Origin of the sequence: Limosilactobacillus oris DSM 4864 (assembly GCF_001434465.1) — a bacterium.
Taxonomy (GTDB): Bacteria; Bacillota; Bacilli; order Lactobacillales; family Lactobacillaceae; genus Limosilactobacillus; species Limosilactobacillus oris.
In genome coordinates, this window is the sequence record NZ_AZGE01000002.1 from 121,833 (window position 1) to 147,063 (window position 25,231).

The window sequence follows — 25,231 nt, forward strand, 5'->3', positions numbered from 1 at the left end:
CCTTCAAAGCTCGGTAAAGCCGAACTCTGAAGGCTGTTTTTGCGTTCTCAAAGAAGGGGGAGCCTATTGCTGCGACTTGCTAGTCCTTAGCGGTGTTATGACCGGGTTTGCTGACCAGTGGAAACCGCTGTCCGTCGCGTAATTTAAGAGTTTTCTTTTTGCGCCCGACTTTCAACCAGCAAAAGCGGGGTGGGTGTGATAAGATGGTCTATGATTGAAAGGATGATCGAAATGAAAGTACTTGCCATTGACACCTCAAATCACCCAATGAGTGTTGCCCTAGTTGAGGATGAGCAGCTGCTCGCCACTACGACTTTGAACATGGTTCGCAATCACAGCATCTACCTGATGCCGACAATTGATAACCTATTTAAGCTGGTTCAGTGGACCCCCGCGGACCTTGACCGGGTCGTTGTGGCCCAGGGACCTGGTTCGTATACGGGAATTCGGATTGCCGCGACGACTGCTAAGACACTGGCGGACACGCTGAAAGTTGCGCTGGTGGGTGTTTCCAGCTTGGAAGTAGTCGCACGCAATGTCCTCCCCACCAGTGACCAGGTAATCGTGCCCTTCTTTGACGCCCGCCGGGGAAACGTCTTTGCCGGAGCCTACCAGTGGCAGGACAGTCGGCTTGTCAACCTGATTGAGGACCAGCACTTGGCAATGACGACCCTGCTGGACCAATTAGGTCGGGTGGACCGGCCGGTGATTTTACTGGGCCACTTGACCAAGCGAATCCAGGACCAGTTTGATGACCTGCCGGCAAACGTGAGCCTAGCACCGCGGGCGTACGGGATTCCATCGACTTATCAGCTGGCACTGGCCGGGGAAGACCGACCAGCGGTCCAAGCAATTGATCCCTTTGTGCCGCACTACCTGCGTATTACTGAAGCGGAAGCCAACTGGCAGAAACTACACCCAGGAGAAAATAGACAAAATTATGTTCGAGAAGTTTAAGTCATGGTACCACTGTACCATTAATGCCCGTCGACAACCGTTCCTGGATTTTAGTCGGCGGCTAGTCATGATTCAGGGCCGCCACTTTACGGTCCGGCAGGCAACTGAACAGGATATTAACCGGATGGTGCAGATTGAAGAGCGGATTTACGGAACAGCACCGTGGAGTTACGCTGCTTTTCAGCTAGAATTACAGCGCCACCATGACCGTCTGTACCTTGTGATTACCAGCGATGAAGAGGTTGTTGGTTTTATCGGGACGGCAGTGGATTGGTACCACTTGGACCTCCACATTACCAACCTCGGGGTGACGCCGGGATGGCAGAAAAAGGGCCTGGGAACGTATTTGATTAAGACCGCGGTAGCCTATGCCCGCCATTTGCAGCTCCGTTCCCTGAGTTTAGAAGTGCGGGTGCATAACTTGGCCGCCCGGCACTTGTATGAACAGTTTGGCTTTCGTGAACAGCAAATCAAACACCGTTATTATTTAGATAACCACGAGGACGCGATTGATATGCAGGCAGACCTTTTGAGTAGAGGAGAATAAGAGCACATGGCAGAACGAAACTTAATTCTTGCCTTTGAGACAAGTTGTGATGAAACAAGTGTGGCGGTTATTGAGGACGGAACGAAGATCCTCTCTAACATCGTGGCCACCCAGATTGACAGCCACCAGCGCTTTGGCGGGGTGGTGCCGGAGGTTGCGAGTCGGCACCACATTGAGTGGATTACCCGCTGTATTGACCAGGCATTGACTGAAGCGGGCGTTGACTACCCAGATCTAATGGCCGTGGCTGTTACCTACGGCCCGGGCTTGGTTGGTTCTTTGCTAGTCGGAGTTACTGCGGCGAAGGTGGTTGCCTGGGCGCACCACTTACCGTTAATTCCGGTAAACCACATGGCGGGGCACCTCTATGCCGCCCGGTTTGTGGGGGAATTTAAGTATCCCCAGATGGCCCTGCTGGTTTCCGGCGGGCACACGGAGCTAGTGTACATGCCCAAGGAACATGAATATGAAATCGTCGGTGAAACCCGTGACGACGCCGCTGGTGAGGCCTATGACAAGATTGGTCGGGTCCTGGGCGTGAACTACCCGGCGGGGAAAACGATTGACGAGTGGGCTGCCCAGGGGCAGGACGCTTTCCACTTCCCCCGGGCAATGGAAAAGGAGGATAACCTGGACTTTTCCTTTAGCGGACTCAAGAGCGCCTTTATTAACACCGTCCATAACGCTGACCAGCGGGGGGAAGAACTCAACAAGTATGATTTGGCAGCCAGCTTCCAGCAAAGCGTGGTTGACGTGCTGGCAGAAAAGACGATGCGTGCGCTTGACCAGTACCCGGTTAAGCAACTGATTCTTGCCGGCGGGGTCGCGGCTAACCATGGCCTACGTGACCGGCTGGACCATGATATGGCTAAGTACCATTCCAACGTGACTATGCTGCAAGCACCGCTCAAACTCTGCGGAGATAATGCCGCAATGATTGGTGCGGCGGCGGCAGTCGACTACCGGCATGGCGACCGGGCCGCGTGGGACTTAAATGCGGTTCCGGGACTGATGTTTGACCGGGCAAAGGAATAGGTTGTTTTCCCGCACTATCTTTATAAGAGTTAAGAAGAAATAACGAAGAGACTGGGCATTAAACCCAGTCTCTTCGTTACTTTAAAGATAACAATACGACGGCGCAGATGGCAGGCAGGTCAAATGGGTTAGCTGCGCGTCGACAGGGTGGGACAGTTCTGTCCGCCGCCCATGTTTAACCATTAGCTTTATTAACCGCGTCCATCACGGCATAGCGAAAGCCGTTTTTTTCCAAAGCTTCGACCCCGCGGATGGTGGTGCCGCCGGGAGAGGTTACCTGGTCACGGAGCTGGGCAGGAGTCAGCCCGGTTTGGAGGGCGAGCTTGCCGCTGCCGTTGACCATGCTAGCGGCGAGCCGGTAAGCAGTCGACCGGTTCAGACCGTATTTAACGCCGGCATCTCCCAGGGCGTCCATCAAGACATCGACGAATGCCGGCCCGCAACCGCCAATGGTGCCTACAATGCCGAGCTGGCTTTCTGGAACCCTGATGATCTCTCCTAGTGGAGTCAGCACGTGGTTGATTTTGTCAAAAGCAGGTGCCATAACGTGGCCTCCTAAGGCAAGGCCAATTGTTCCGGCATTAACTGCTACCGGAATGTTGGGGATGATGGCAGCGAGCGGGTTAGTGGGCAGGATTGCAGCAATGTCCGCCAAGCGAATCCCCGCGGCTGCAGAGATAATTACTGTGTGGGCGGGGAGGGCTGCTAGTTCCTCCAAGACCGCCAAGGTGACCTTGGCAGGCGTGGTAATTATAACGACGGCTGACTTTTTGCTGACTACTTCTTCAGAGCTGTTAACCAGACGGAAGCCGGCCTCCTGAGCAAACTTGCTAACCCGTGGGTTGACCGGGTTCATACCGATAATATCATCCTCGTGCTGGTTCAAGAGCCCCTTGATAATTGCTGAGCCCATCTGACCCACGCCGATTACTGCGATTTTCATTTCATCGTCCTCCTCTGAGTTGTTGCCCCTATTTTACAATAGAAGCGGTGGTTAAAACTTAATTTGGGGAAACAATTGACATTACATTAAAGAAAGATTAAAATGCGATTAATAAGAAATGTAAAACGACGGATGAGTACGTTCCCGTTGGGGCACACAGAGAGCCTCTGAAATGCTGGAAGGAGGTTGCTGACGGAACGAAAAATGGTCTGCCAATTGTTTGCGCTGACGAGCTATTTGAGTGAGTTGGCGCCGGGTGAGTTCCGCTAACAACTCCAAGTGTAGTAACTTAGCAAGGCTGTTGCTGTGAGGCAGCAGTAAATTAAGGTGGTAACGCGGGAGCCCTCGTCCTTTTTGGATGGGGGCTTTTTGAATTTAATGGGGTGGTAAAGGTGAAGATAAAAGTAGCACTGGGACAATTTAATATTCAGTTTGCGCAACCGGCAGCAAACCGTACACGGGTGCGGGAACTGGTTGCCGCCGCAGCAGATGGTGAGGCGGACGTGGTCGTATTACCGGAAATGTGGAATACCGGTTACGCCCTTGATAAGTTGCCGGCGCTGGCGGACGAAGGGGGCCAAGAAACGTTGGCGTTGCTTCAGGAGCTGGCTCGTCAGTACCAGGTGGGAATCGTTGGCGGCTCGGTAGCGGTCAAAATTGGCCCGCACTTTGTTAACCGGACACTTGTGGTTGATCCATTAGGAAACTTGCTGGGACAATACGATAAGGTCCACCTCTTTGGACTGATGGCGGAAGACCAGTACCTGCAAGCTGGCAATCAGGAAAACTACTTCCGGCTGGCCGGGGTCCCCAGCGCCAGCTTCATCTGTTATGACCTCCGCTTTCCGGAATGGATTCGGACTGTTGCCCGTCACGGGACTGACCTTTTGTACTTCCCGGCGGAATGGCCGGCGGTGCGGATTCCGCAATGGGAAATCCTGCTGCGGGCGCGGGCAGTCGAAAACCAATGTTTCGTGGTGGCCGTAAACCGGGTTGGCGACGATCCGGATAACCACTTTAATGGTCACTCTCTGGTAATCGATCCCCTGGGCCGGGTAATTGCCGATGCGGGGGAGCGTGATGGAGTCATCTTTGCCGAGATTGACCTTGACCAATTGGGAACGGTAAGGGGACCGATTCCGGTCTTTGCTGACCGGCGCCCAGAACTATATAAATAAGAGAAAAGGGGAATAAGCATGGAATTTCAACAATCACACTTACTTGATACACTGCCGAAGCAGTTCTTTGCTAACCTTGTGGCAAAAGTAGGCCAAAAGGTTGCCGCGGGGGTTGACGTTATCAACCTGGGGCAGGGGAACCCCGACAAGCCAACCCCTGACTATATTGTTCAAGCGACCCAGAAGTGGGTTGCTGATCCACAGACCCATAAGTATTCACCGTTTCAGGGCCTGCCAGAATTTAAGCGGGCGGCTGCCGACTTTTACCAAGAAAAGTACGGGGCCCACTTTGACCCGGAACAGGAGGTCGCTATTCTTGGCGGTTCCAAGATTGGCCTGGTTGAACTGCCCTGGGCGTTGATGAATCCGGGTGATACCTACTTGCTGCCGGATCCTGGCTACCCGGATTACTTTTCCGGCGCGGCCCTGGGCGGCGTTAAGTTTGAGACGGTTCCCCTGCTAGCGGAAAATAACTTTCTACCGGACCTCCAGTCCATCCCGGAGGAAGTTGCCCGGCGTGCGAAGTTCTTTTACCTCAACTACCCGAATAACCCAACCGGTGCAGTGGCGACGAAGGAGTTCTATCAAGAACTGGTGGCGTGGGCGCAAAAGTACCATGTGGGAATTATTAGCGACTTCGCCTATGGTGCCTTGGGCTTTGACGGGCAGGCACCGTTGAGCTTCATGCAGACTCCGGGGGCCAAGGAGGTCGGAATTGAATTTTATACCTACTCCAAGACCTTTAACATGGCCGGCTGGCGAATTGCCTTCGCGGTGGGGAATCGGGACATTATTAGTGCCCTGAACTTAATCCAGGACCACCTGTTTGTCAGCCTTTTTCCAGCACTGCAAAAAGCGGCAATTGATGCGCTGCGGGATTCCCGGCGGGACGCGGCCATTGCGGAAATCGTTCACCGCTATGAGGAGCGGCGCGACGCCTTCGTTAACGCCGCGGAAAAAATCGGCTGGCACGCCTTTGTTCCGGCTGGGACCTTTTATGCCTGGATGCCCGTGCCGGACGGTTACAGCAGTGAATCCTTTGCCGACCTGCTGTTGGATAAGGCCGGCGTGGCGGTCGCACCCGGAAATGGTTTTGGCGAACATGGCGAGGGCTATGTGCGGATTGGCCTTTTGATCTCGCCAGAACGGCTGGAAGAGGCAGTGGAACGGATTGGCAAGCTAAACCTATTTCAATAAAATGGGGCGGGCTGTGACATTAATCTGGTTACTTTAATAAATGCAAGAACCAACTAAGCTCCAGTGCTCGGCAAGACCGAACTCTGGAGCTTAGTTATACTTTCTAAAAGACTGGCTACGTCCTAGTCACAATTAATTTTCCTGATCAAAGTTTTCCAACTCTTCGGCCGCTGCCGTCCAGTCCAATTCAACTTCTTCGGACTGTGCCTTGAGCTGGTCAAGTTCCTTCTGCAGGTCGGTCAGCTTGCCGATATCGGTTGCCACCTCCGGCTTGCTCATCTCTGCTTCAATATTGGCTTGCTGGTCTTCTAGCTGGGCCATCTGCTTCTCTAAGTCGTCGACTTTTCGTTGCAGCTTGCGCCGGGCCCGTTGCTGGTCCTTGCTTTGCTGGTATGATTGCTTCCCCTGTGAAGAGGCGGGAGAGGACTGGGCTGAGCTTGCTGGATTAGGTGCCGTTGCCTTAGCAACCGTGGCGAGGTAGTCATCGTAGTCACCCTCGTAGTGCTTGATGCCGTCTTTGCGCATATCCAGGATGTCGGTTGCCACTTGGTTGATGAAGTACCGGTCGTGAGAAACGAAGAGGACCGTGCCAGGGAATTCGTTGATGGCACTCTCGAGGACTTCCCGACTATCGATATCCAGGTGGTTGGTCGGTTCATCCAAAATCAGGAAGTTGATTGGCTGAAACGAGAGCTTAGTCAGTTCTAAGCGGGCCTTTTCTCCCCCTGATAGCTCGTGGACGACCTTATAGACGTCATCGCCGACGAAGAGAAAACTTCCCAGGAGGGAGCGAATATCCTTTTCCGGTACTTCTGGATGGTCATCCCATACTTCTTCCAGCACCGTCTTATCAGCGTGAAGTTGCTGCTGTTCCTGATCGTAGTAGCCAACGTCCAAGTTGGCGCCGAATTTAACGCTTCCGCTGACCGCCGGAATTTTATTGAGGATGGTCTTGAGCAGGGTTGATTTGCCAATCCCATTCGGGCCAATAATTCCGACCCGGTGGGGCTTACGAACTGCAAAGGACAGGGGGCCAGCCAAGACTTGATCGTCATAGCCGACCTTGAGTTGGTCAACATCCAGCACTTCATTGCCGCTGGCCTTTTCGCTGTGGAAATGAAAGTGGATGGACTGGTCATCGGTCACTGGACGGTCCAGCCGCTCCATCTTTTCCAGTTGCTTGCGGCGGGCCTGAGCACGCTTAGTGGTCGATGCCCGGACGATGTTACGGTTTACGAAATCCTCCAGTTTAGCAATCTTTTTTTGCTGCTGGTCGTAGTGCTTCCACTCCGCCTTTAGCCATTCCTGCTTGTGCTGGACAAACTGAGTGTAGTTGCCGGTATAGTGCCGGAGGGTGCGGTTGTCTAAGTCATAGACGTCCTTGACAACGTGGCCCAGAAAGTAGCGGTCGTGGGAAACAACCAGCAGGGCGCCCTGGTAGCTCTTGAGGTAGTCTTCTAGCCAGGCCAGCACGTTCATATCCAAGTGGTTAGTTGGTTCGTCTAGTATTAGCAGGTTGGGTGCCTGTAATAAAATCTTAGCCAGTGCCAGCTTGGTCTTTTGCCCACCGGAAAGGGCGTTGACTGGAGTGTCGTAGTATTCTTCGCCGAAGCCAAAGCCGGTGAGGATGCCCCGCATTCGGGATTCATACTCAAAACCGCCCCGTTTTTTAAAATCCCCCTGGAGGCGGTCGTACTGTTCCATTACCCGGCCGTATTGGTCGGTCGTGGCGTCAAGGGTTGCCAGCTGCTTTTCCAGGTCATGGATCGTCTGTTCTTCTCTATGCAGGTCGGCAAAGACGGTATCAAGCTCTGCCCAGATGTTGTTTTGACTATCTAAACCCTGGTCCTGGGCCAAGTAGCCGATGGAAAGGTCCTTCGCCTTGCTGATGGTTCCTTCGTCGGGACTGGTAATTCCCGCAATCATTTTTAACAAAGTAGTTTTGCCGGCTCCGTTGCGGCCAACCAGCGCCGTACGGCCGTGCTCCTGGATTTGCAGGTTAATATTATGGAAGAGAACGTCGGCCCCGAAGCGGCGCTCGACGTCGTTTGTTTGCAACAGAATCATTTTGAAACCTCGCTAATATCATTATGCTAACAATCATTATTTTAGCAGATTTCCCCTTATTTTATTAAAAAAGTGGAATTATTTTGTATACCGCTTCACAAAACGACGGTTAATTGCTAGAATAGTTAGGAACTAAATTTCACAAGAGCGACGTGGCCGTTCAACTAATAAGTTATATCCCAATCACTTTACAGGACACGTCGCAAAAGAAGATGAATAGGGGGATAAAGATGACAACAAAGAAAATACCACGGGCGACGGCGCGGCGGTTACCTATCTACTATCGCTACCTGACGATTTTACTGAACGCGAAGAAGGAACGGGTCTCATCGACCGAACTATCCGAAGCGGTTCAAGTTGATTCGGCGACGATTCGGCGGGACTTTTCCTACTTTGGTGAACTGGGAAAGCGGGGCTATGGATATGACGTAGCGAGCTTGTTAAAGTTCTTTAAGGGGATTTTGCACCAGGATTCACTGGTCAGCGTGGCCCTGGTCGGGGTCGGTAGCCTGGGAAGCGCCCTGCTGAACTTCAACTTCCACCAGGACACGAACCTGCGGATTAGCGCGGCCTTTGACACTAAGCCGGAATTAGCGAATAAGATCAAGAGTGGGATTCCGGTATACCCGGCAACGGATATTAAAAAGCAGCTCCAGGAACAGCAAATTGACATTGTCATTTTGACGGTTCCCGGCGAACATGCTCAGGAGGTTGCGGACCAGCTGGTTGAAGCCGGTGTCCGGGGAATCCTAAACTTCTCACCAGTCCGCCTTTCCGTACCGAAGGAGGTTCAGGTACAAAATATTGACCTGACTAATGAACTGCAAACACTGATTTACTTTATTAAGAACTATTCTGATAATAAGAAATAGTGATATTTCCCGTCTGATACTCTGGGGTGTCAGCGGGATTTTTTATTACCTGAAATAGTCAAAATTAGTCAAACTTATCAGTTGCTTTTTAGGTCAAGGGTGGTGTATAGTAAGAATTGCGGTTAGCACTTAACAAGCAAGAGTGCTAAAAGCAAATTTATTAATTAACAAGATGGAGGGATTGACGTGTTAAAACCATTAGGAGATCGCGTTGTTCTACAAGCTGAAACTGAAGAAGAAAAGACGGTTGGTGGGATTGTCCTTGCTTCCAACGTAAAGGAAAAGCCGACTACTGGTAAGGTAATTGCCGTTGGTGAGGGACGGACCCTTGATAACGGTCAAAAGCTTGCTCCAGCTGTTAAAGAGGGCGACCGGGTACTGTTTGACAAGTACGCCGGCAATGAAGTTGAATACAACGGCGAAAAGTACCTTGTCGTTCACGAAAAGGACTTAGTTGCTGTAATCGACTAGCATAATATAAAGATAGAACATAACACTTTAAAAACAAATTTCTTATTTGAGGTGACAATATAATGGCAAAAGACATTAAGTTTGCAGAAGACGCCCGCGGCGCAATGCTCGCTGGTGTAGATAAGCTGGCTGATACCGTTAAGACAACGATGGGGCCAAAGGGACGGAACGTTGTTTTAGGTCAAAAGTACAGCAACCCTACGATTACTAACGATGGGGTTACGATTGCAAAGAGTATCGACTTGGAAGACCCATTCGAAAACATGGGTGCTAAACTGGTCGCTGAAGTTGCATCTAAGACTAACGACATCGCTGGTGACGGGACGACTACTGCCACTGTACTGGCACAGGCAATCGTTAACGCCGGCATGAAGAACGTTACTTCTGGTGCTAACCCAGTTGGCATCCGGCGGGGGATTGACAAGGCCACCAAGGCGGCTGTTGAAGCACTGAAGAGCATGTCACACGAAGTTAAGACGAAGAGTGACATTGCCCAAATTGCTTCCATTTCTGCTGCTAATCCAGAAGTTGGTAAGCTGATTGCCGACGCCATGGAAAAGGTTGGTCACGATGGTGTCATCACGATTGAAGACTCCCGTGGTGTTGACACGAGTGTTGACGTTGTTGAAGGGATGAGCTTCGACCGTGGTTACATGTCCCAGTACATGGTAACTGACAACGATAAGATGGAAGCCGACTTGGACAACCCATACATCCTGATCACCGACAAGAAGATTAGCAACATCCAAGACATCTTGCCATTACTGCAAAGTGTTGTTCAACAAGGCCGTGCCCTGTTGATCATTGCTGATGACATCACTGGTGAAGCTCTGCCAACCCTTGTTTTGAACAAGATTCGGGGAACCTTCAACGTCTGTGCTGTTAAGGCACCTGGCTTTGGTGACCGGCGGAAGGCTCAATTACAAGATATCGCTGTTTTGACCGGTGGTACTGTTATCTCCGACGACCTGGGGATGAACCTGAAGGACGTTACCGTTGATCAATTAGGTCAAGCTAACAAGGTTACTGTTACCAAGGACGCAACGACGATTGTTGACGGTTCCGGTGCTAAGGAAGCAATTGCTGAACGGGTTGACCAAATTAAGCAGGCAATTGCAAACACGACTTCAGACTTTGATAAGGACAAGCTGCAAGAACGCCTGGCAAAGCTTTCTGGTGGGGTTGCCGTTGTTAAGGTCGGTGCCGCTACTGAAACCGAATTGAAGGAAAAGAAGTACCGGATTGAAGATGCTTTGAACGCTACCCGGGCTGCTGTTCAAGAAGGTTTCGTACCTGGTGGTGGTACTGCCCTGGTAAACGTTATTCCAGCACTTGAAAAGGTTGAAGCCAGTGGTGACGAATTGACTGGTGTCAACATTGTTAAGGCTGCCCTGGAAGCACCTGTTCGTCAGATTGCTGAAAACGCTGGTGTAGAAGGCTCAGTAATCGTTAACGAATTGAAGGGCCAAAAGGAAGGCATTGGTTACAACGCTGCCGACGACAAGTTCGAAGACATGGTTGCTGCCGGAATCGTTGACCCAACGATGGTTACCCGTTCTGCCCTGCAAAACGCAGCCTCAGTTTCTGCCTTGCTGTTAACGACCGAAGCAGTCGTTGCTGACAAGCCAGAACCAGAAGGCAGCCAACCAGCCGCACCACAAGGCGGTGCCGGCATGGGCGGTATGATGTAATTTGAAGTTAAGTTAAAGAAAAAGGGGGCTGGGAATTAATCCCAGCCTCTTTGCTATTTTAAACATGATAAGGCTACAGCGCGGTAGCTGGCCGGCAGTTCAAACGCTGACCAATCTTGAGCTTCCTTAAATGGGCTAGCTGTGCGTCGACGGGGTGGGACGATGAACTGGTCAAGCCGGTTCTGCCCCACTTTTTTGTTTAGGGGGAATATTTCCCGGGAAATATGAGCAATTATGGCGAAAATCAGAATTTTCATCGCCATGGTGATTGAAAAGTAGGATAATTAGTTGTAACATTGTTCAGTCATACGAGGATGATAAAATACTTAATACTTAACTGAGTAGGAGGATAGCAATGTGGCGTTATCTTAAACGTGTATTAATTGGGAAACCATTGAAGACCCTGGATGAGGGGCAAACGCACCTGACGAAGTTCAAGGCGCTGGCTATGCTTTCGTCTGACGCGATTTCGTCAGTGGCATATGGTCCTGAGCAAATTACGACTGTCCTGGTAACACTCTCAGCGGCAGCGCTCTGGTACTCGGTACCGATTGCCGCAATTGTGCTAGTCTTGCTGCTGGCAATTACCCTTTCGTACCAGCAAATTATCCGGGCATACCCGAGCGGCGGTGGTGCTTACATTGTTGCCACCCAAAACTGGGGAAGCAATGGGGGACTGGTTGCCGGCGGTTCGCTGCTGGTCGATTATATGCTGACCGTCGCGGTTTCCACGACCTCTGGGGTTGAGGCGATTACTTCCGCTGTGCCGGCCCTCTATAAATTTTCGATTCCGATTGCGATTATCATTGTCCTATTGATTATGTTCATGAACCTGCGGGGGATGAGCGAGAGCGCTAACTTCCTGACGGTGCCGGTCTACTTTTTCGTTATTATGATTTTTATCATGATTGTGTGGGGAATTTATAACGTGGCGACAGGCCACATTCATTACCAAGCCCCGGCTGACTATGGCACGCCGGTTGCTGGGATGAGCGTTGTCCTGTTTATCCGGGCTTTCTCTGCCGGTTCCTCATCGCTAACCGGGGTGGAAGCCGTTAGCAACGCGGTACCTAACTTCAATAAGCCTAAGGAAAAGAACGCTGCGACGACCCTGGCAATTATGAGTGCTATCTTGGCCTTCTTCTTCATTGCCATTATCTTCTTCAGCTTCTTCATCGGGGTTGTGCCCAATGGCCGCACCACGGTTCTCTCCCAAATTGCCCTGGCGATTTTTGGTGGTCATGGGATGGGCTTTTACCTCTTGCAGCTGTCGACGGCCATGATTTTGGCGGTAGCTGCCAACACTGGTTTTTCAGCCTTTCCGATTTTGGCTTTTAACATGGCAAAGGATAAGTACATGCCCCATGCCTTTATGGACCGTGGGGACCGGCTAGGTTACTCGAACGGGATTATTTCCCTGGCGGTCGGGGCCATTATCCTTATCTTGATTTTCCATGGGCAAACCAACAGCTTGATCCCCTTGTATGCTGTCGGGGTGTTCGTACCGTTCACCCTCTCCCAGTCCGGAATGATTATTCACTGGTTCCGGAAGCGGGAAGGCTGGTGGGTTGGCAAAGCCTGCATTAACTTTGTCGGCGCGGTCATTTCCCTTTCGCTAGTAGCCTTCCTGTTCTGGCAGCACTTTGGCAATGTTTGGCCATACTTGATCATCATGCCACTGCTCCTTTATATGTTCCACAAGGTCCACAGCCACTACATCAAGGTGGCGGCCCAGTTGCGGGTAGCTGAAAAGACGAAGGTTCAGCTCCACGATTACGATGGGGCGACGGTGATCGTCCTGGTTGGTAACGTCACCCGGGTGACCCGGGGGGCAATCAACTATGCACGGTCAATTGGGGACTACGTCATTGCCATGCATGTTTCCTTTGATGAAAATCCGGGCAAGGAACATAAGACGGCCAATGAATTTAAGGCCGAGTATCCGGATGTCCGGTTCGTGGATATTCATTCTTCCTACCGGTCAATTGCCAAGCCGACGTTACGCTTTGTTGATGTAATTGCCAAGCGGGCGGAAGCGCGGAACTACTCGACAACTGTCTTGGTACCGCAGTTTATCCCTAAGCACCCTTGGCAACTAGCGCTGCATAACCAGACCAGTGTCCGGTTGCGTGCGCTGCTGAACTCACGGGAAAACATTATCGTGGCCAGCTATAACTACCACCTTCACGAGTAACGGGGTGTTATAAATGTCAAAACGACAGATTTTAATTGGCGGTGCATTTGCCATCGGCCTGTTCCTAATGGCGGGCTATACAATTGATAACCGGGGCTTCCATTCGGGAATCTACGGAATCCTCGGCAGCATTTTACTTGTGATAGCGTACCTGGGAGCGTTTTGGCCCCAAATCAAGGCCGGCGACCGTCACGCTCGCCGGCTTGCCTGCTGGTTGGCGGCTTTGCTGGGCCTGATAATTATCTTGGATATTGCAGAAGCATTACTTGCATAAAAAGCGGTGTGCACTCATAAAATTAGGAAACGTCCCAAATTGGCTGTTGAGCTAATTTGGGACGTTTGGTGTATCTCATGTAAATTTATTCAGCAGGATTATATGGGATTTCGTGAAAATGACTGCCCATTTTTTGAATCTCTAATTGGTGGTTAAAACGGTTTTGTAGCTGGGCAATTGTGTCATCGGCCGTAGCTTCGTTGATAAAAACGTTTGTGGTGACGTTGACACCATAATCTTCATTGCTGACGGCTAGCTGGTGCTCTTTGAGGTAGTAGAGGAGGGCATCATGCTGGCGATAGCTGACAGTGATAGCGATTTGCAGCTGTTTGATTCGCTGGACGACTCCTGCGCGGTGGACGGCTTCGGTAGTAACGTTGCTGTATGCACGGATGAGGCCGCCCGCCCCCAGCTTGATGCCGCCGAAGTAGCGGGTGACAACGGCGACGACATTATGGAGCTTCGCCATCTGCAGCGACTCCAGGATAGGGACCCCTGCCGTCCCACTCGGTTCCCCATTGTCACTCTCCCGCTGAACCTGGTCCTGGTCCCCAACGAGGTATACAAAGCAGTTGTGATTGGCCTTTCGGTTGGCTGCCTGTACTTCCTTGATGAAGTTCTGGGCGTCTTCTTCACTGCTGATCCGCTGGAGTGAGCAGATAAAGCGAGATTTTTTGATTACTAGCTCGGTTTGGCTAGCGTTGGCAATGGTTAAAAAGGGTGTTGTCATAATTTAAACTTCTTTCGTGAAAAAATATGGTTTATGCGTATTTAAATAGTGAAGGGGGGCATTGAGATGCTGGAAGATTATTATGGCCGCCGGGTCCTGGTGGGACGAGATGAAATAGTGCCCGCACACGTTCAGACCCTACCGACAATCACGGTTCAAACAAGAGAAATCATCTGTCACCGGTGCGGTCAGCGGACTCCTAAGCTGGTTGCAGCACTTCCTAATAACGAGTATTACTGTCCCCACTGTATTAACCTGGGGCGAGTTTCAACACTATGCAAATTTTATCATGTTCCGGAGCCAAATCAATTTACGATTAGTCAGCCGGTCCTGACCTGGCGCGGTCGGCTGTCGCCATTACAAGTTACGGCTGCACAGCGTGTCACTGCTGGTATGGTGGCCCACCAGCGCCAGCTCCTCTGGGCGGTCACCGGTGCCGGCAAGACGGAAATGATTTTCCAGGGAGTGGCTGCCTGTTTGGCACGGGGAGAACGGCTTGCAATCGCCTCACCCCGGGTCGACGTCTGCTTAGAGCTCTATCCCCGTTTGCAGGCGGCCTTCACTAATACGGAAATGGCTCTTCTGCATGGCCGGCAGTCACAACCGTACCGCTATGCACAATTAACGGTGTGTACGACTCACCAGCTGTTACGGTTTTACCATGCCTTTGACAACTTGATCATTGATGAGGTTGATGCCTTTCCGTATGCTGCTAATCCGGTTCTTTTTTATGCTAGTCAACAGACAAGTAAAACGCAGGGGGGTCAGCTTTTTTTGACCGCTACTCCGGGTGAATACTTGCTCAACGAGGTCCGGCACCGCCGCTTGCAAGTGACCTACCTGCCCTTACGCTATCATGGCCACCTCCTGCCTGAAATCAGGTGTCACCTTGCCCGGCATTGGCGACGACAAGTTCAAAGGGGGAGGTTGCCGACAGAGATGTGGCGGCGATTGCAGACCAGTTTACACCAGGGGCACCGTTTCCTGCTTTTCGTGCCCCACGTTGCTGACCTGACGACCGTAGCCCGGGCTTGCACTCGTCACTTCCCTGCCACGAGCTTCACAACTGTCCATGCGCAGGATCCAGAGAGGCTGGAGAAAGTGCAGGGGATGCGTGACCAGCGGTATAGTTTTTTAATTACAACGTCGATTTTAGAACGCGGAGTGACCTTTCCAGAAATTGATGTTTTTGTACTCGGGGCCGATGATGATATCTTTTCGAGCGCGGCCCTTGTCCAGATTGCTGGTCGGGCGGGCCGGTCTGCCAGTCGGCCCGGTGGTCACGTTGACTTTTGGCTGACTGCCCGTTGCCGGCGGGTTAGCAGGGCCATGCGGCAGATTCGGTATATGAATCAGAAGGGGCGGTGCTGTCAGCGTGAACTGTCTGCTATGTAACGGCCCAGTCGCTGCCAAGTTAACGATTCGGGAGCTCATTTGGCCCGGGCGCTTAGTTATGCCGGTAGTTTGTCCGAAGTGCCGCCAACAATTTATGCCTCTTGAGGGCGAACAACGTTGTCCCGCCTGTTGCCGTCTGCAGGATACTTCCCAGCTCTGCCCAGAGTGCCGCTGCTGGCGCCAAATGTATTCCTGGAAGCTAACTCACCAGGCCCTGTACTGTTATAATACGGCGATGAAGGAGTTTATGCACCAGTATAAATTTGCCGGGGACTACCGTCTTCGGGCTGTCTTTGCAGCTGAATTCACGGCAGCAATTCGTCAGAAGCGCGCAGAGGTCGTGGTGCCAATTCCCGTTACCCAGGCCACCATGGCGACCAGGGGATTTAACCAGGTTACAGGGTTGCTTGGCGGTGTTAAGTTAACGCCGTGTTTCCAGCACCGGACACTAGAAAAGACCGCCCAGTCTCACAAGAGCCGCCGGGAACGTCTCCAGACACCCCAGCCGGTTGCCCTTAGCGGTCCGGCAGCTGATCTGGCTGGGAAACGGGTCTTATTAGTCGATGATGTTTACACGACCGGGCGCACTCTCTACCACGCCGCAGACTTACTCTATCAGGCTGGGGCAGCTAATGTTATAAGTATTTCTTTAGCCCGTTAAATTACTTTAAATGATTTGTGAATAAATTTGTGAATTAATGATAAGTACACTATAATATAAGTAGGATATGAGAAGAGTGGTCCTTCTGATATCAGAACAAGCGATTGCTTGGACTGAAAGGAGAGAAGTACAATGTTAAAGTTCAATATTCGTGGTGAAAATGTTGAAGTTACTGACGCAATTCGGGACTACGTGGTGAAGCGGATTAGCAAGCTGCAAAAGTTCTTCGAAGATAGCGTCGAAGCAACTGCCCACGTGAACTTGAAGGTTTATCCAAACCGTACTTACAAGGTTGAAGTTACTATTCCGCTCCCGTACTTAACATTGCGGGCTGAAGAAACCTCTAATGATATGTATGGCAGTGTTGACTTGGTAACCGACAAGCTGGAACGCCAAATCCGGAAGTACAAGACCAAGGTTAACCGGAAGTCCCGTGAAAAGGGCCTGAAGAACCTTGAATTCGTTCCTTCAGATGATGACTCTGCAAGTGATGAATTAAAGATTGTCCGGACCAAGCAAGTCTCACTCAAGCCGATGGACCCTGAAGAAGCGGTTCTGCAAATGGATATGCTGGGTCATGACTTCTTCGTTTTCCAAGACGCTGAGACCAATGGGACGAGTATCGTTTACCGTCGTCGCGACGGCCGGTACGGTTTGATTGAAGCAGAATAAATCATGTCCGGTGAGGATACTCATTGGTAATTGCCTCTAGGATTCGGGTGCCGAGTTCTAGGGGCTTTTTGTCTAGTGCAATTGGTTTTCAATCGCCCGCCAACGTGGTAAAATGTTACAGTTAGAATTAAAAATATAATTGGCTTGAGTAGTACCTTTTATTCAGAACTCAAGCCTGAATTAGGAAGGACGCTTTTATGGCCAACATTTTAAAAAAATGGATTGAAAGCGATCGTCGTGAATTGCGGCGGATTAATAAAATAGCTGATAAGGTTGAGTCTTATGCTAAGGCGATGGAAGAGCTCAGCGATGACCAACTGAAGGCAAAGACGGACGAGTTTCGTCAGCGTTACCAAAAGGGGGAATCACTAGACGCACTCCTACCGGAGGCCTTTGCGGTTGCCCGGGAAGGCGCTAAGCGGGTTCTCGGTCTGTACCCATTTCACGTTCAAATCATGGGGGGGATTGTCCTCCATGAGGGGAACATTGCCGAAATGAAAACCGGTGAAGGGAAGACCCTGACCGCGACGATGCCGGTATACCTAAATGCCATCTCCGGGAAAGGGGTTCACGTTATTACGGTGAACGAGTATCTTTCCAAGCGGGATGCCACTGAAATGGGGCAGTTATACAACTGGCTCGGTTGCAGTGTTGGCATCAACAACTCCGAAATGAGCCCTGACGAAAAGCGCCAGGCTTACCAGGCGGATATTATGTATTCCACCAACAGTGAAATTGGTTTTGACTATCTGCGGGATAACATGGCGGTCTACAAGGAAGATCAGGTTCAGCGGGGCCTGAACTACGCCATCGTCGACGAGGTGGACTCGATTTTGATTGATGAAGCCCGGACGCCGTTGATTATTTCCGGGCCAGGAACGGGAACTTCAAAGCTGTACAAGCAGACCGACCGCTTCGTTAAGCAGCTCAAGAACGAAGTCGATTACAAGATTGACCTGGAATCTAAGACGGTTTCACTGACTGACGAGGGGATTAAAAAGGCAGAAAAATACTTTAACCTGAAAAACCTTTATGATCCTGAAAATACGGCCTTGACCCACCACCTTGACCAGGCACTGCGGGCTAACTACATCATGCTTCTGGATAAGGACTACGTGGTTTCTGACGGTGAAGTGCTGATCGTTGACTCCTTTACCGGACGGGTTATGCAGGGCCGGCGGTTCTCTGACGGCCTCCACCAGGCAATCGAAGCCAAGGAAGGGGTCAAGATCCAAGAAGAAAACAAGACGATGGCCAACATTACCTACCAGAACTTGTTCCGGATGTACAGCAAGCTGGCCGGGATGACCGGGACTGCTAAGACGGAACAGGAAGAATTCCGGGAAATTTACAACATGGAGACCATCACGATCCCAACTAACCGACCAGTTGCACGGAAGGATGAACCAGACCTCCTTTACCCAACCCTACAAAGCAAGTTTGCGGCCGTGGTCAAGCGGATCAAGAGCTTGCACGCCAAGGGACAGCCAATCCTGGTTGGGACCGTGGCGGTGGAAACGTCTGAATACCTTTCCCACCTGTTGGACCAGGAACACATCCCGCACGTGGTTTTGAACGCCAAGAACCACGCTAAGGAAGCCGACATTATCAAGAACGCCGGCCAGCGGGGGGCAGTAACGATTGCCACCAACATGGCCGGTCGGGGGACCGATATTAAATTGGGCCCTGGTGTGCGGGAACTCGGTGGCCTAGCTGTTATTGGGACTGAACGACACGAGTCGCGGCGGATTGATAACCAGCTCCGGGGCCGGTCTGGTCGGCAGGGTGACCCGGGCTTATCCCAATTCTACCTTTCCCTTGAGGATGACCTGATGAAGCGGTTTGGTGGCGAACGAATCAAGGCTTTCCTTGACCGGATGAAGGTTCAGGGGGAGGATGCCGTAATCAAGAGTCGTTTCCTAACCCGGCAAGTTGAGTCGGCTCAGAAGCGGGTTGAAGGGAACAACTATGACTCCCGGAAGAACGTGCTTCAGTACGATGATGTAATGCGTGAGCAACGGGAAATCATCTACAAGGAGCGGCAACAGATCATTACGGAAGGCAAGTCCTTGAAGTGGGTCCTGATGCCGATCTTTAAGCGGACCATCCAACGAGAGGTGGAACAGCATACCCTAGGTGATGAAAAGGTTTGGGACCTGCAAGGAATCGTTGACTTTGCCGAAGAAGTGCTGGTTAAGCCAGACACTGTTTCCGTGAAGGACCTCCAAGGCAAGTCACAGGATGAGATGGTTGACTTCCTGATGAGCTTTGCCGAAAAGGTTTACGATGAAAAGAAGCAGATTTTGACTGACCCGTCCCAGATACTGGAATTTGAAAAGGTCGTTCTCCTGCGGGTGGTTGATTCGCACTGGACCGATCACATCGACATCATGGACCAGTTCCGGCAGTCTGTCGGCCTCCGGGGGTACGGTCAGCTGAACCCGTTGGTGGAATACCAAACGGCGGGCTACCACATGTTTGAGCAGATGGTGGCTGATATTGAATACGAAACTACCCGCTTATTTATGAAGTCTGAAATTCGGCAAAACGTTACCCGCTAAGCGTGGCAACTAAGAACATTACTACAAGGTACGGCAGTTCGGTGACCCATGGCGGTACCACTGCCGTATGTTTGTAACTGGAGGAATTGTTGATGGAATTAAGTGAAGCCAAGAAGAAAATAGAAGCAATGCAGCAGGAAGCTGCCCGCTTCGGGAGGTCTCTTTGACCTCGATGCCCTTGACGAGCAAATCGCGGAAAATGAGCACCAGATGGCCCAGCCTGATTTTTGGAATGATAATGAAAGGGCTCAGAAGCTGATTAACGACAATAACGATTTGAAGGCCAAACGCGACACCTACGTTGCCCTCCGCGACCAGCTGGCGGACTTGGAAACAAACCTGGAACTGCTGGAATTAGAGCCGGATCCGGAGCTGGAAAAGGAGTTTGCGACTAGCTTTGCCCAAACTGAAGAGGCCTTGCAGCAGTACCGGCTTAACCAGCTGCTGAGTGAAAAATATGACAGCAAAAACGCCATTCTTGAAATCCACCCGGGGGCAGGGGGGACGGAAGCCCAGGACTGGGGTGAAATGCTCCTACGGATGTATGTCCGCTGGGCCGAACAGCACGGCTTGACGGTGGAGACGGCTAACTACGAGCCCGGTGAAGTCGCCGGGATCAAGAGTGTGACCCTGCTGATCAAGGGGCACAATGCCTTTGGCTACCTCCGCAGTGAAAAGGGGGTCCACCGGCTGGTCCGGATTTCACCATTTGATTCTGCTGGCCGGCGCCACACCTCATTTGCGTCGGTCGATGTAATGCCTGAACTGGATGATAGTGTCGAGGTTGACATTAACCCGGCCGACCTGCGGGTAGACACCTTCCGCTCCAGTGGGGCTGGTGGTCAGCACATTAACAAGACCGAATCGGCGGTCCGGATCACCCACCTGCCAACCGGACTGGTGGCTTCTTCACAGGCGGAGCGGTCGCAGTTGCTTAACCGGCAGACCGCGATGAATATGTTAAAGTCAAAGCTGTATGAACTAGAAGAGGAAAAGAAGGCTAAGGAGCGGGCTGAAATTGAGGGCGAACAGCTCGAGATTGGCTGGGGCTCCCAGATTCGCTCCTACGTTTTCCACCCCTACACTCTGGTAAAGGATAACCGGAGTGGCCATGAAACCCATAATGGGCAAGCGGTGATGGACGGGGACCTCGATCCCTTCATCAATGCCTACCTGCAATGGAAACTCAGTCAGCAAAATCCGCAATAAAAGCGATTGCAGTTCCGCTGGAAAGTCGTTAAGATTTAAGGTAAAGGAGTGGTTAGATGAGGGAAAGTCGACGGAAACGGTTAACCAGGTCCGGGTCTGACCGGATAATCGCCGGTGTCTTTGGGGGCTTTGGTCAGTACTTTAACTGCTCAGCAAACTTCCTGCGAGTGGCGTATGTGATCCTCAGCATCCTCAGTGGTATTGTCCCTGGCGTCATCATCTACATCATTATGGTGCTGATTATGCCGCCGGATCCCCAGCATCCCGGCTTTTTGGGCTTCATCAAAAGCCTGAGCGATTGGCAGCAGGGAGTAGCCACCAGCCACAATCAGCGGCGCAAGCGGCGGACGCTGACTGATGTAGAAGAAAAAGATATTAAAAGAAATGGAAGATCATCATGACATTTTGGAAGAAAGTGCTAATTGACACTGTCCTGTTTATTGCCCTTGCCAGCTTATTTGTTGGTACGGGGATGTTCTATGTGGGCAGTGCCTGGATGGCCTTACTAGCGGCGTTTATTTTGGCAATTCTTAACGTCGCGGTTAAACCGATCCTATTGATTTTGTCACTGCCAATTAATATTTTGACCCTTGGTTTGTTCAGCATTGTTATTAATGGCTTGATGCTTGAGCTGACCTCCCATTTGATTGGCTCTTACAATTTTGGCTTTTCATCTTTTTGGTCGGCAATGCTCATCGCCATCATCATGTCGGTCTGCAACACGATCATTAGTAGTCATCAGAATAATTATTAAGGAGTGAGCGAGCGTGCCAAACCATGTTACTGTGCAGGAATTAGTTGATAAGGTCCGTCTAAAGGTTTTGCAGGGGGAGGATTACCTTGGCCGCACCATAACGACCAGTGATATTTCCCGGCCGGCCTTGGAGTTTGCCGGTTACTTCAAGCACTATCCGGCCATGCGGATCCAGTTGCTCGGGATTACCGAAATTTCCTTCTCGAAGGACCTTACCCATGACCAGATGGTGGAGTACATGACACGGATGTGTACTCCGCAAACACCGTGCTTCGTCATCTCGACGAACCTACCGATCCCCGCGGAATTGAAAACGGCAGCGGAAGAGGCCCATATCCCAATCCTGGGGACCCACCTGACTTCATCACAAATCCTAAGTAACATGACCTCCTACCTGTTGGGCCGGCTGGCCCCCCGGAAGTCGCTCCACGGGGTATTAGTTGACATCAGCGGGGTCGGTGTCCTGATTACCGGTGACTCTGGTGTTGGTAAGAGTGAAACGGCCTTGGAATTGGTTCGGCGCGGTCACCGGCTAGTCGCGGATGACCGGGTGGAGGTCTACGCGCGGGACGAGCAAACCCTGATTGGGACAGCCCCGGCGATTTTGCAGCACCTGATGGAAATTCGGGGAATTGGAATCATTGATGTTTCGACCCTTTACGGGACCGGGGCGATTATGCCGGTGGACAACATCAGTCTGATCGTTCACCTGGAGACCTGGACACCGGATACCAAGTTTGACCGCCTGGGGGACCGGGGGGATACCCAAACCATTCAGGGGGTTATCCTGCCGAAGGTCTCGGTACCTGTTAAAACGGGGCGGAACCTCGCTATCATCATTGAATCAGCGGCGATGAACTACCGGGCCGAGACGATGGGCTACGACGCTACGAAGACTTTTGATGAAAACCTGAACCGGCTGATCAAGCAGAATTCGGCTCGTGATAGCAAGGAGCAGGGGAAGTAATGGCGGCGGTAGCAGCGGCGCTGAACCCGATTGCTTTTCAGCTCGGCGCCATCCAGGTTCACTGGTACGGAATCATCATCGCCAGCGGGGTTGTGCTAGCGCTGGTTCTAGCGGTTCGCGAGGGCCAGCGGCTAGGAATCCCTGAGGACGACTTTTACGATTACCTGCTCTGGGCAATTCCCACAGCGATTATTTGTGCCCGGCTTTACTACGTAGCCTTTCAGTGGCCGTACTATTTCCGCCACCCGGGAGAAATTATCGCGGTCTGGGACGGCGGCATTGCAATCTACGGCGCAATCATCGGGGGCTTTATCACCCTGGTAGTTTTTTGCCGCCAGCGTCACTTAAAGCTCTGGACCATGCTGGATGTTATTTCACCAACGCTGATTATGGCGCAGGGAATTGGCCGGTGGGGCAACTTTATGAACCAGGAAGCCTTTGGCGGGGTTACTAGCCGGGCAGCCTTGGTTGCCCAGCACATTCCCGCTTGGATCATTAACCAGATGAACATCGGCGGTGCTTACCGGGTGCCGACCTTTCTATATGAGTCACTCTGGGACCTCAGTGGTTTTGTCCTCTTGATGCTTTTGCGGCACCGTCCCCACCTGTTCAAGCAGGGGGAAGTCTTTTTGACTTACGTGATCTGGTATGCCGCGGGGCGATTCGTCATTGAGGGACTGCGGACTGATAGTTTGATGCTGGGGCCAATCCGGATTTCCCAGCTGCTATCCGTGCTTTTCCTGGTCGCCGCACTGGTTGTCATGGTTGCCCGGCGACGGACGAAGAAGTTGGCATGGTATTGGACAAGTAAATAGGATTTTAGTTAAGGAGAATGGTTATGGCAGAAAAAATTGCAGTTTTAGGTGCAGGCTCATGGGGAAGTACCCTTGCTAATATGCTGGTAGAAAATGGTCATTCCGTGATGTTGTGGGCGCGCAACCAAAAACAGGTCGACCGTCTAAACACCGAACATCGCAATCCAGAATACATGAAGGACCTTGTCTATTCCGATCAGTTAGTTGCTACCACTGATATGCGGGCGGCCGTTAAGGATGCCGCGGTTATTCTGATCGTCATCCCGACCAAGGGCCTTCGCCAGGTCGCCAAACAGTTGGATCAATTGCTAGGGGAACTCCAGCAGCAGCCGTTGATCATTCACGCGACCAAGGGACTGGAGCAAAACACCTATAAGCGACCATCCGAAATGCTGAAAGAGGAAATTGCCCCTGAGCACCGGCGGGGGATCGTGGTACTGTCTGGTCCTAGTCATGCGGAGGACGTTGCCATCAAGGACATGACTGCGGTCACGGCAGCCAGCACGGAGATTGATAATGCCAAGGAAGTCCAGAAGCTCTTTAGTAATTCCTATTTCCGGGTCTACACCAACGATGACGTAATCGGAGCTGAATTTGGCGCGGCCTTGAAAAATATTATTGCCATCGGGGCGGGGGCGCTCCAGGGACTGGGCTACCACGATAACGCCCGGGCGGCCCTGATTACCCGGGGACTTGCCGAGATTCGCCGGCTCGGGGTTGCCTTTGGTGCGAACCCAATGACCTTCATTGGCCTGTCCGGGGTCGGTGACCTGGTAGTAACGGCGACGAGTAAGAATTCACGAAACTGGCGGGCTGGCTACCAGCTAGGCCAGGGGCAAAAACTCGCTGACGTGATTCAAAACATGGGAATGGTAATTGAAGGGGTCTACACGACAAAGGCGGCCTACGAGCTGAGCCGGAAGCGCCAAGTCAAGATGCCGATTACCGAGGCCTTGTATGAAGTCCTCTACTCTGGCAAGGACATCAAGGATGCTATTTCCCAGCTGATGAGTCGGGACTTAACGTCAGAAATCGAATAAATATGGTAAAATACTCTTGGAAGACTTTGAGAGAAATTGAAGTTACGAAAGGACTTATATTGTTATGAAACGTGTTCGCAAGGCAATCATCCCAGCAGCGGGATTAGGTACTCGTTTTTTGCCTGCTACTAAGGCATTAGCCAAGGAAATGCTGCCAATCGTTGATAAGCCAACGATCCAATTCATTGTTGAGGAAGCACGCAAGTCGGGGATCGAAGACATCGTCGTTGTTGATGGTAAGAATAAGCGGTCAATCGAAGACCACTTCGATTCCAATCCAGAATTGGAAGATAACCTCCGCTCCAAGCATAAGGATGAGATGCTGAAGCTGGTAGAAGAAACGACGGACGTCAACATTTACTTTATCCGCCAATCCCACCCGCGGGGGCTCGGGGATGCCGTGCTGACTGCGCGGGACTTTATTGGTGACGAACCGTTTGTGGTAATGTTGGGTGACGACTTGAACAACATTAACAACAACGGCCAGCCGCTGACGAAGGAACTGATTGAAAGCTACCAGCAGACTGGCGCTTCGACCCTGGCGGTAATGCGGGTTCCTCACGAAGATACCGCTAAGTATGGTGTGATTAACCCAAGCAAGGAAGTTACCCCGGGTCTGTACAACGTGACGAGCTTTGTAGAAAAGCCCGCACCAAAGGACGCACCAAGTGATTTAGCCATCATCGGCCGCTACGTCTTTACGCCAGAAATCTTTGACGTCTTGGCTAAGACTAAGCCGGGCAAGGGGAACGAAATCCAATTGACTGATGCTATCGATACTCTGAACCAAACTCAACGCGTCTTTGCCCGTGAATACAAGGGTGACCGTTACGACGTTGGTAACAAGTTTGGCTGGGTCAAGACTAACATCGAATATGGGTTGAAGCATCCCCAAGTCAAGGATGAGCTGCGTGAATACATCAAGGCATTAGGAGCCCAACTGACAGCTGAAGACAAGAAGAGCAGCAAGTAAGCACGAATAAGGTACCGCGGCTAATTTG

The 25,231-nt window shown here is 51.6% G+C and carries 24 protein-coding genes; 21 read left to right on the forward strand and 3 right to left on the reverse strand.

Going from position 1 to position 25,231, the window contains the following annotated elements; translation table 11 throughout:
• Positions 1-231: 231 nt before the first annotated feature.
• Genes tsaB through tsaD form a run of 3 tightly spaced genes read left to right on the forward strand, consistent with a single transcriptional unit; the run spans position 232 to position 2,539 of the window.
• Positions 232-957, forward strand: coding sequence for a tRNA (adenosine(37)-N6)-threonylcarbamoyltransferase complex dimerization subunit type 1 TsaB (tsaB, locus tag FC49_RS02075; protein WP_004564557.1), 726 nt, complete (start codon positions 232-234; stop codon positions 955-957).
• A complete protein-coding gene (gene rimI, locus FC49_RS02080) occupies positions 941-1,504 on the forward strand; it encodes a ribosomal protein S18-alanine N-acetyltransferase (protein ID WP_034537886.1) in 564 nt (187 codons plus the stop codon). The genes tsaB and rimI overlap by 17 nt, the downstream gene beginning before the upstream one ends.
• A 6-nt stretch (positions 1,505-1,510) precedes the next feature.
• Positions 1,511-2,539 carry a tRNA (adenosine(37)-N6)-threonylcarbamoyltransferase complex transferase subunit TsaD gene (gene tsaD, locus FC49_RS02085; protein ID WP_056983967.1) on the forward strand — a complete coding sequence of 343 codons (1,029 nt, stop codon included), beginning with the start codon at positions 1,511-1,513 and terminating at the stop codon, positions 2,537-2,539.
• 175 nt (positions 2,540-2,714) lie between these two features.
• Here the strand turns inward: tsaD and proC are convergent, their stop codons facing one another.
• Complete coding sequence (gene proC / locus FC49_RS02090; protein ID WP_056983969.1) at positions 2,715-3,482, reverse strand: pyrroline-5-carboxylate reductase; 768 nt, start codon at positions 3,480-3,482, stop codon at positions 2,715-2,717.
• A 392-nt stretch (positions 3,483-3,874) separates the two neighbouring features.
• Between proC and FC49_RS02095 the strand changes: the two genes are divergently transcribed.
• A complete protein-coding gene (locus tag FC49_RS02095) occupies positions 3,875-4,660 on the forward strand; it encodes a carbon-nitrogen family hydrolase (RefSeq protein WP_003711266.1) in 786 nt (261 codons plus the stop codon).
• An 18-nt stretch (positions 4,661-4,678) separates the two neighbouring features.
• Positions 4,679-5,857 carry a pyridoxal phosphate-dependent aminotransferase gene (locus tag FC49_RS02100; protein ID WP_003711261.1) on the forward strand — a complete coding sequence of 393 codons (1,179 nt, stop codon included), beginning with the start codon at positions 4,679-4,681 and terminating at the stop codon, positions 5,855-5,857.
• Positions 5,858-5,989: 132 nt separating this feature from the next.
• Here the strand turns inward: FC49_RS02100 and FC49_RS02105 are convergent, their stop codons facing one another.
• Positions 5,990-7,924: an ABC-F family ATP-binding cassette domain-containing protein gene (locus tag FC49_RS02105; protein ID WP_056983971.1), complete on the reverse strand. Its 1,935-nt coding sequence runs from the start codon at positions 7,922-7,924 to the stop codon at positions 5,990-5,992.
• A 230-nt stretch (positions 7,925-8,154) separates the two neighbouring features.
• On the opposite strand from FC49_RS02105, the gene FC49_RS02110 reads away from it, so the two are divergent.
• The 5 genes from FC49_RS02110 (at position 8,155) to FC49_RS02130 (ending at position 13,426) form a co-directional block, all read left to right on the forward strand.
• Positions 8,155-8,796, forward strand: coding sequence for a redox-sensing transcriptional repressor Rex (locus FC49_RS02110; RefSeq protein WP_003711264.1), 642 nt, complete (start codon positions 8,155-8,157; stop codon positions 8,794-8,796).
• A gap of 186 nt (positions 8,797-8,982) precedes the next feature.
• A complete protein-coding gene (groES, locus tag FC49_RS02115) occupies positions 8,983-9,267 on the forward strand; it encodes a co-chaperone GroES (protein WP_003711270.1) in 285 nt (94 codons plus the stop codon).
• A 62-nt stretch (positions 9,268-9,329) separates the two neighbouring features.
• On the forward strand, positions 9,330-10,958 hold the full coding sequence (gene groL / locus FC49_RS02120) for a chaperonin GroEL (RefSeq protein WP_003711290.1): 1,629 nt from the start codon (positions 9,330-9,332) through the stop codon (positions 10,956-10,958).
• Between the two features lie 355 nt (positions 10,959-11,313).
• Positions 11,314-13,152 (forward strand): APC family permease, encoded by a 1,839-nt coding sequence (locus FC49_RS02125; protein ID WP_056983974.1) that lies wholly within the window; start codon positions 11,314-11,316, stop codon positions 13,150-13,152.
• 13 nt (positions 13,153-13,165) lie between these two features.
• A complete protein-coding gene (locus FC49_RS02130; RefSeq protein ID WP_003715998.1) occupies positions 13,166-13,426 on the forward strand; it encodes a hypothetical protein in 261 nt (86 codons plus the stop codon).
• 85 nt (positions 13,427-13,511) lie between these two features.
• On the opposite strand, the gene FC49_RS02135 is transcribed toward FC49_RS02130, so the two are convergent.
• Entirely contained in the window at positions 13,512-14,156 is a 645-nt protein-coding gene (locus FC49_RS02135) for a YigZ family protein (RefSeq protein WP_056983976.1), read from the reverse strand.
• A gap of 66 nt (positions 14,157-14,222) precedes the next feature.
• Here FC49_RS02135 and FC49_RS02140 point away from each other — a divergent pair, with 66 nt between their 5' ends.
• The 11 genes from FC49_RS02140 to galU all read left to right on the forward strand — a co-directional run bounded on the left by FC49_RS02140 (position 14,223) and on the right by galU (position 25,203).
• Positions 14,223-15,551, forward strand: coding sequence for an ATP-dependent helicase ComFA (locus FC49_RS02140; protein ID WP_056983978.1), 1,329 nt, complete (start codon positions 14,223-14,225; stop codon positions 15,549-15,551).
• Between the two features lie 184 nt (positions 15,552-15,735).
• Entirely contained in the window at positions 15,736-16,212 is a 477-nt protein-coding gene (locus tag FC49_RS02145) for a ComF family protein (protein WP_235804861.1), read from the forward strand.
• Positions 16,213-16,344: 132 nt separating this feature from the next.
• Positions 16,345-16,884: a ribosome hibernation-promoting factor, HPF/YfiA family gene (gene hpf / locus FC49_RS02150; protein ID WP_003715938.1), complete on the forward strand. Its 540-nt coding sequence runs from the start codon at positions 16,345-16,347 to the stop codon at positions 16,882-16,884.
• A 197-nt stretch (positions 16,885-17,081) separates the two neighbouring features.
• Positions 17,082-19,445: a preprotein translocase subunit SecA gene (gene secA / locus FC49_RS02155; RefSeq protein ID WP_056983982.1), complete on the forward strand. Its 2,364-nt coding sequence runs from the start codon at positions 17,082-17,084 to the stop codon at positions 19,443-19,445.
• Positions 19,446-19,537: 92 nt separating this feature from the next.
• Positions 19,538-20,654, forward strand: a protein-coding gene (gene prfB / locus FC49_RS02160) for a peptide chain release factor 2 (protein WP_100069024.1) whose coding sequence is annotated in 2 segments (ribosomal slippage) — positions 19,538-19,609 and positions 19,611-20,654 — 1,116 coding nt in all. Because the reading frame shifts where the segments join, the coding sequence is not laid out codon by codon here.
• Between the two features lie 56 nt (positions 20,655-20,710).
• Entirely contained in the window at positions 20,711-21,055 is a 345-nt protein-coding gene (locus FC49_RS02165; protein WP_003711275.1) for a PspC domain-containing protein, read from the forward strand.
• Positions 21,052-21,408: a phage holin family protein gene (locus tag FC49_RS02170; protein WP_056983985.1), complete on the forward strand. Its 357-nt coding sequence runs from the start codon at positions 21,052-21,054 to the stop codon at positions 21,406-21,408. Before FC49_RS02165 ends, FC49_RS02170 begins: the two co-directional genes overlap by 4 nt.
• A 13-nt stretch (positions 21,409-21,421) precedes the next feature.
• The gene (gene hprK, locus FC49_RS02175; RefSeq protein WP_003711277.1) at positions 21,422-22,375 is read left to right on the forward strand and encodes an HPr(Ser) kinase/phosphatase; all 954 of its coding nucleotides are present in this window, start codon (positions 21,422-21,424) and stop codon (positions 22,373-22,375) included.
• Positions 22,375-23,190 (forward strand): prolipoprotein diacylglyceryl transferase, encoded by an 816-nt coding sequence (gene lgt, locus FC49_RS02180; RefSeq protein ID WP_003711276.1) that lies wholly within the window; start codon positions 22,375-22,377, stop codon positions 23,188-23,190. Before hprK ends, lgt begins: the two co-directional genes overlap by 1 nt.
• Before the next feature lie 23 nt (positions 23,191-23,213).
• Positions 23,214-24,230, forward strand: coding sequence for an NAD(P)H-dependent glycerol-3-phosphate dehydrogenase (locus FC49_RS02185; protein WP_003711271.1), 1,017 nt, complete (start codon positions 23,214-23,216; stop codon positions 24,228-24,230).
• A gap of 64 nt (positions 24,231-24,294) precedes the next feature.
• On the forward strand, positions 24,295-25,203 hold the full coding sequence (gene galU / locus FC49_RS02190) for a UTP--glucose-1-phosphate uridylyltransferase GalU (RefSeq protein ID WP_003711272.1): 909 nt from the start codon (positions 24,295-24,297) through the stop codon (positions 25,201-25,203).
• Positions 25,204-25,231: the final 28 nt, after the last annotated feature.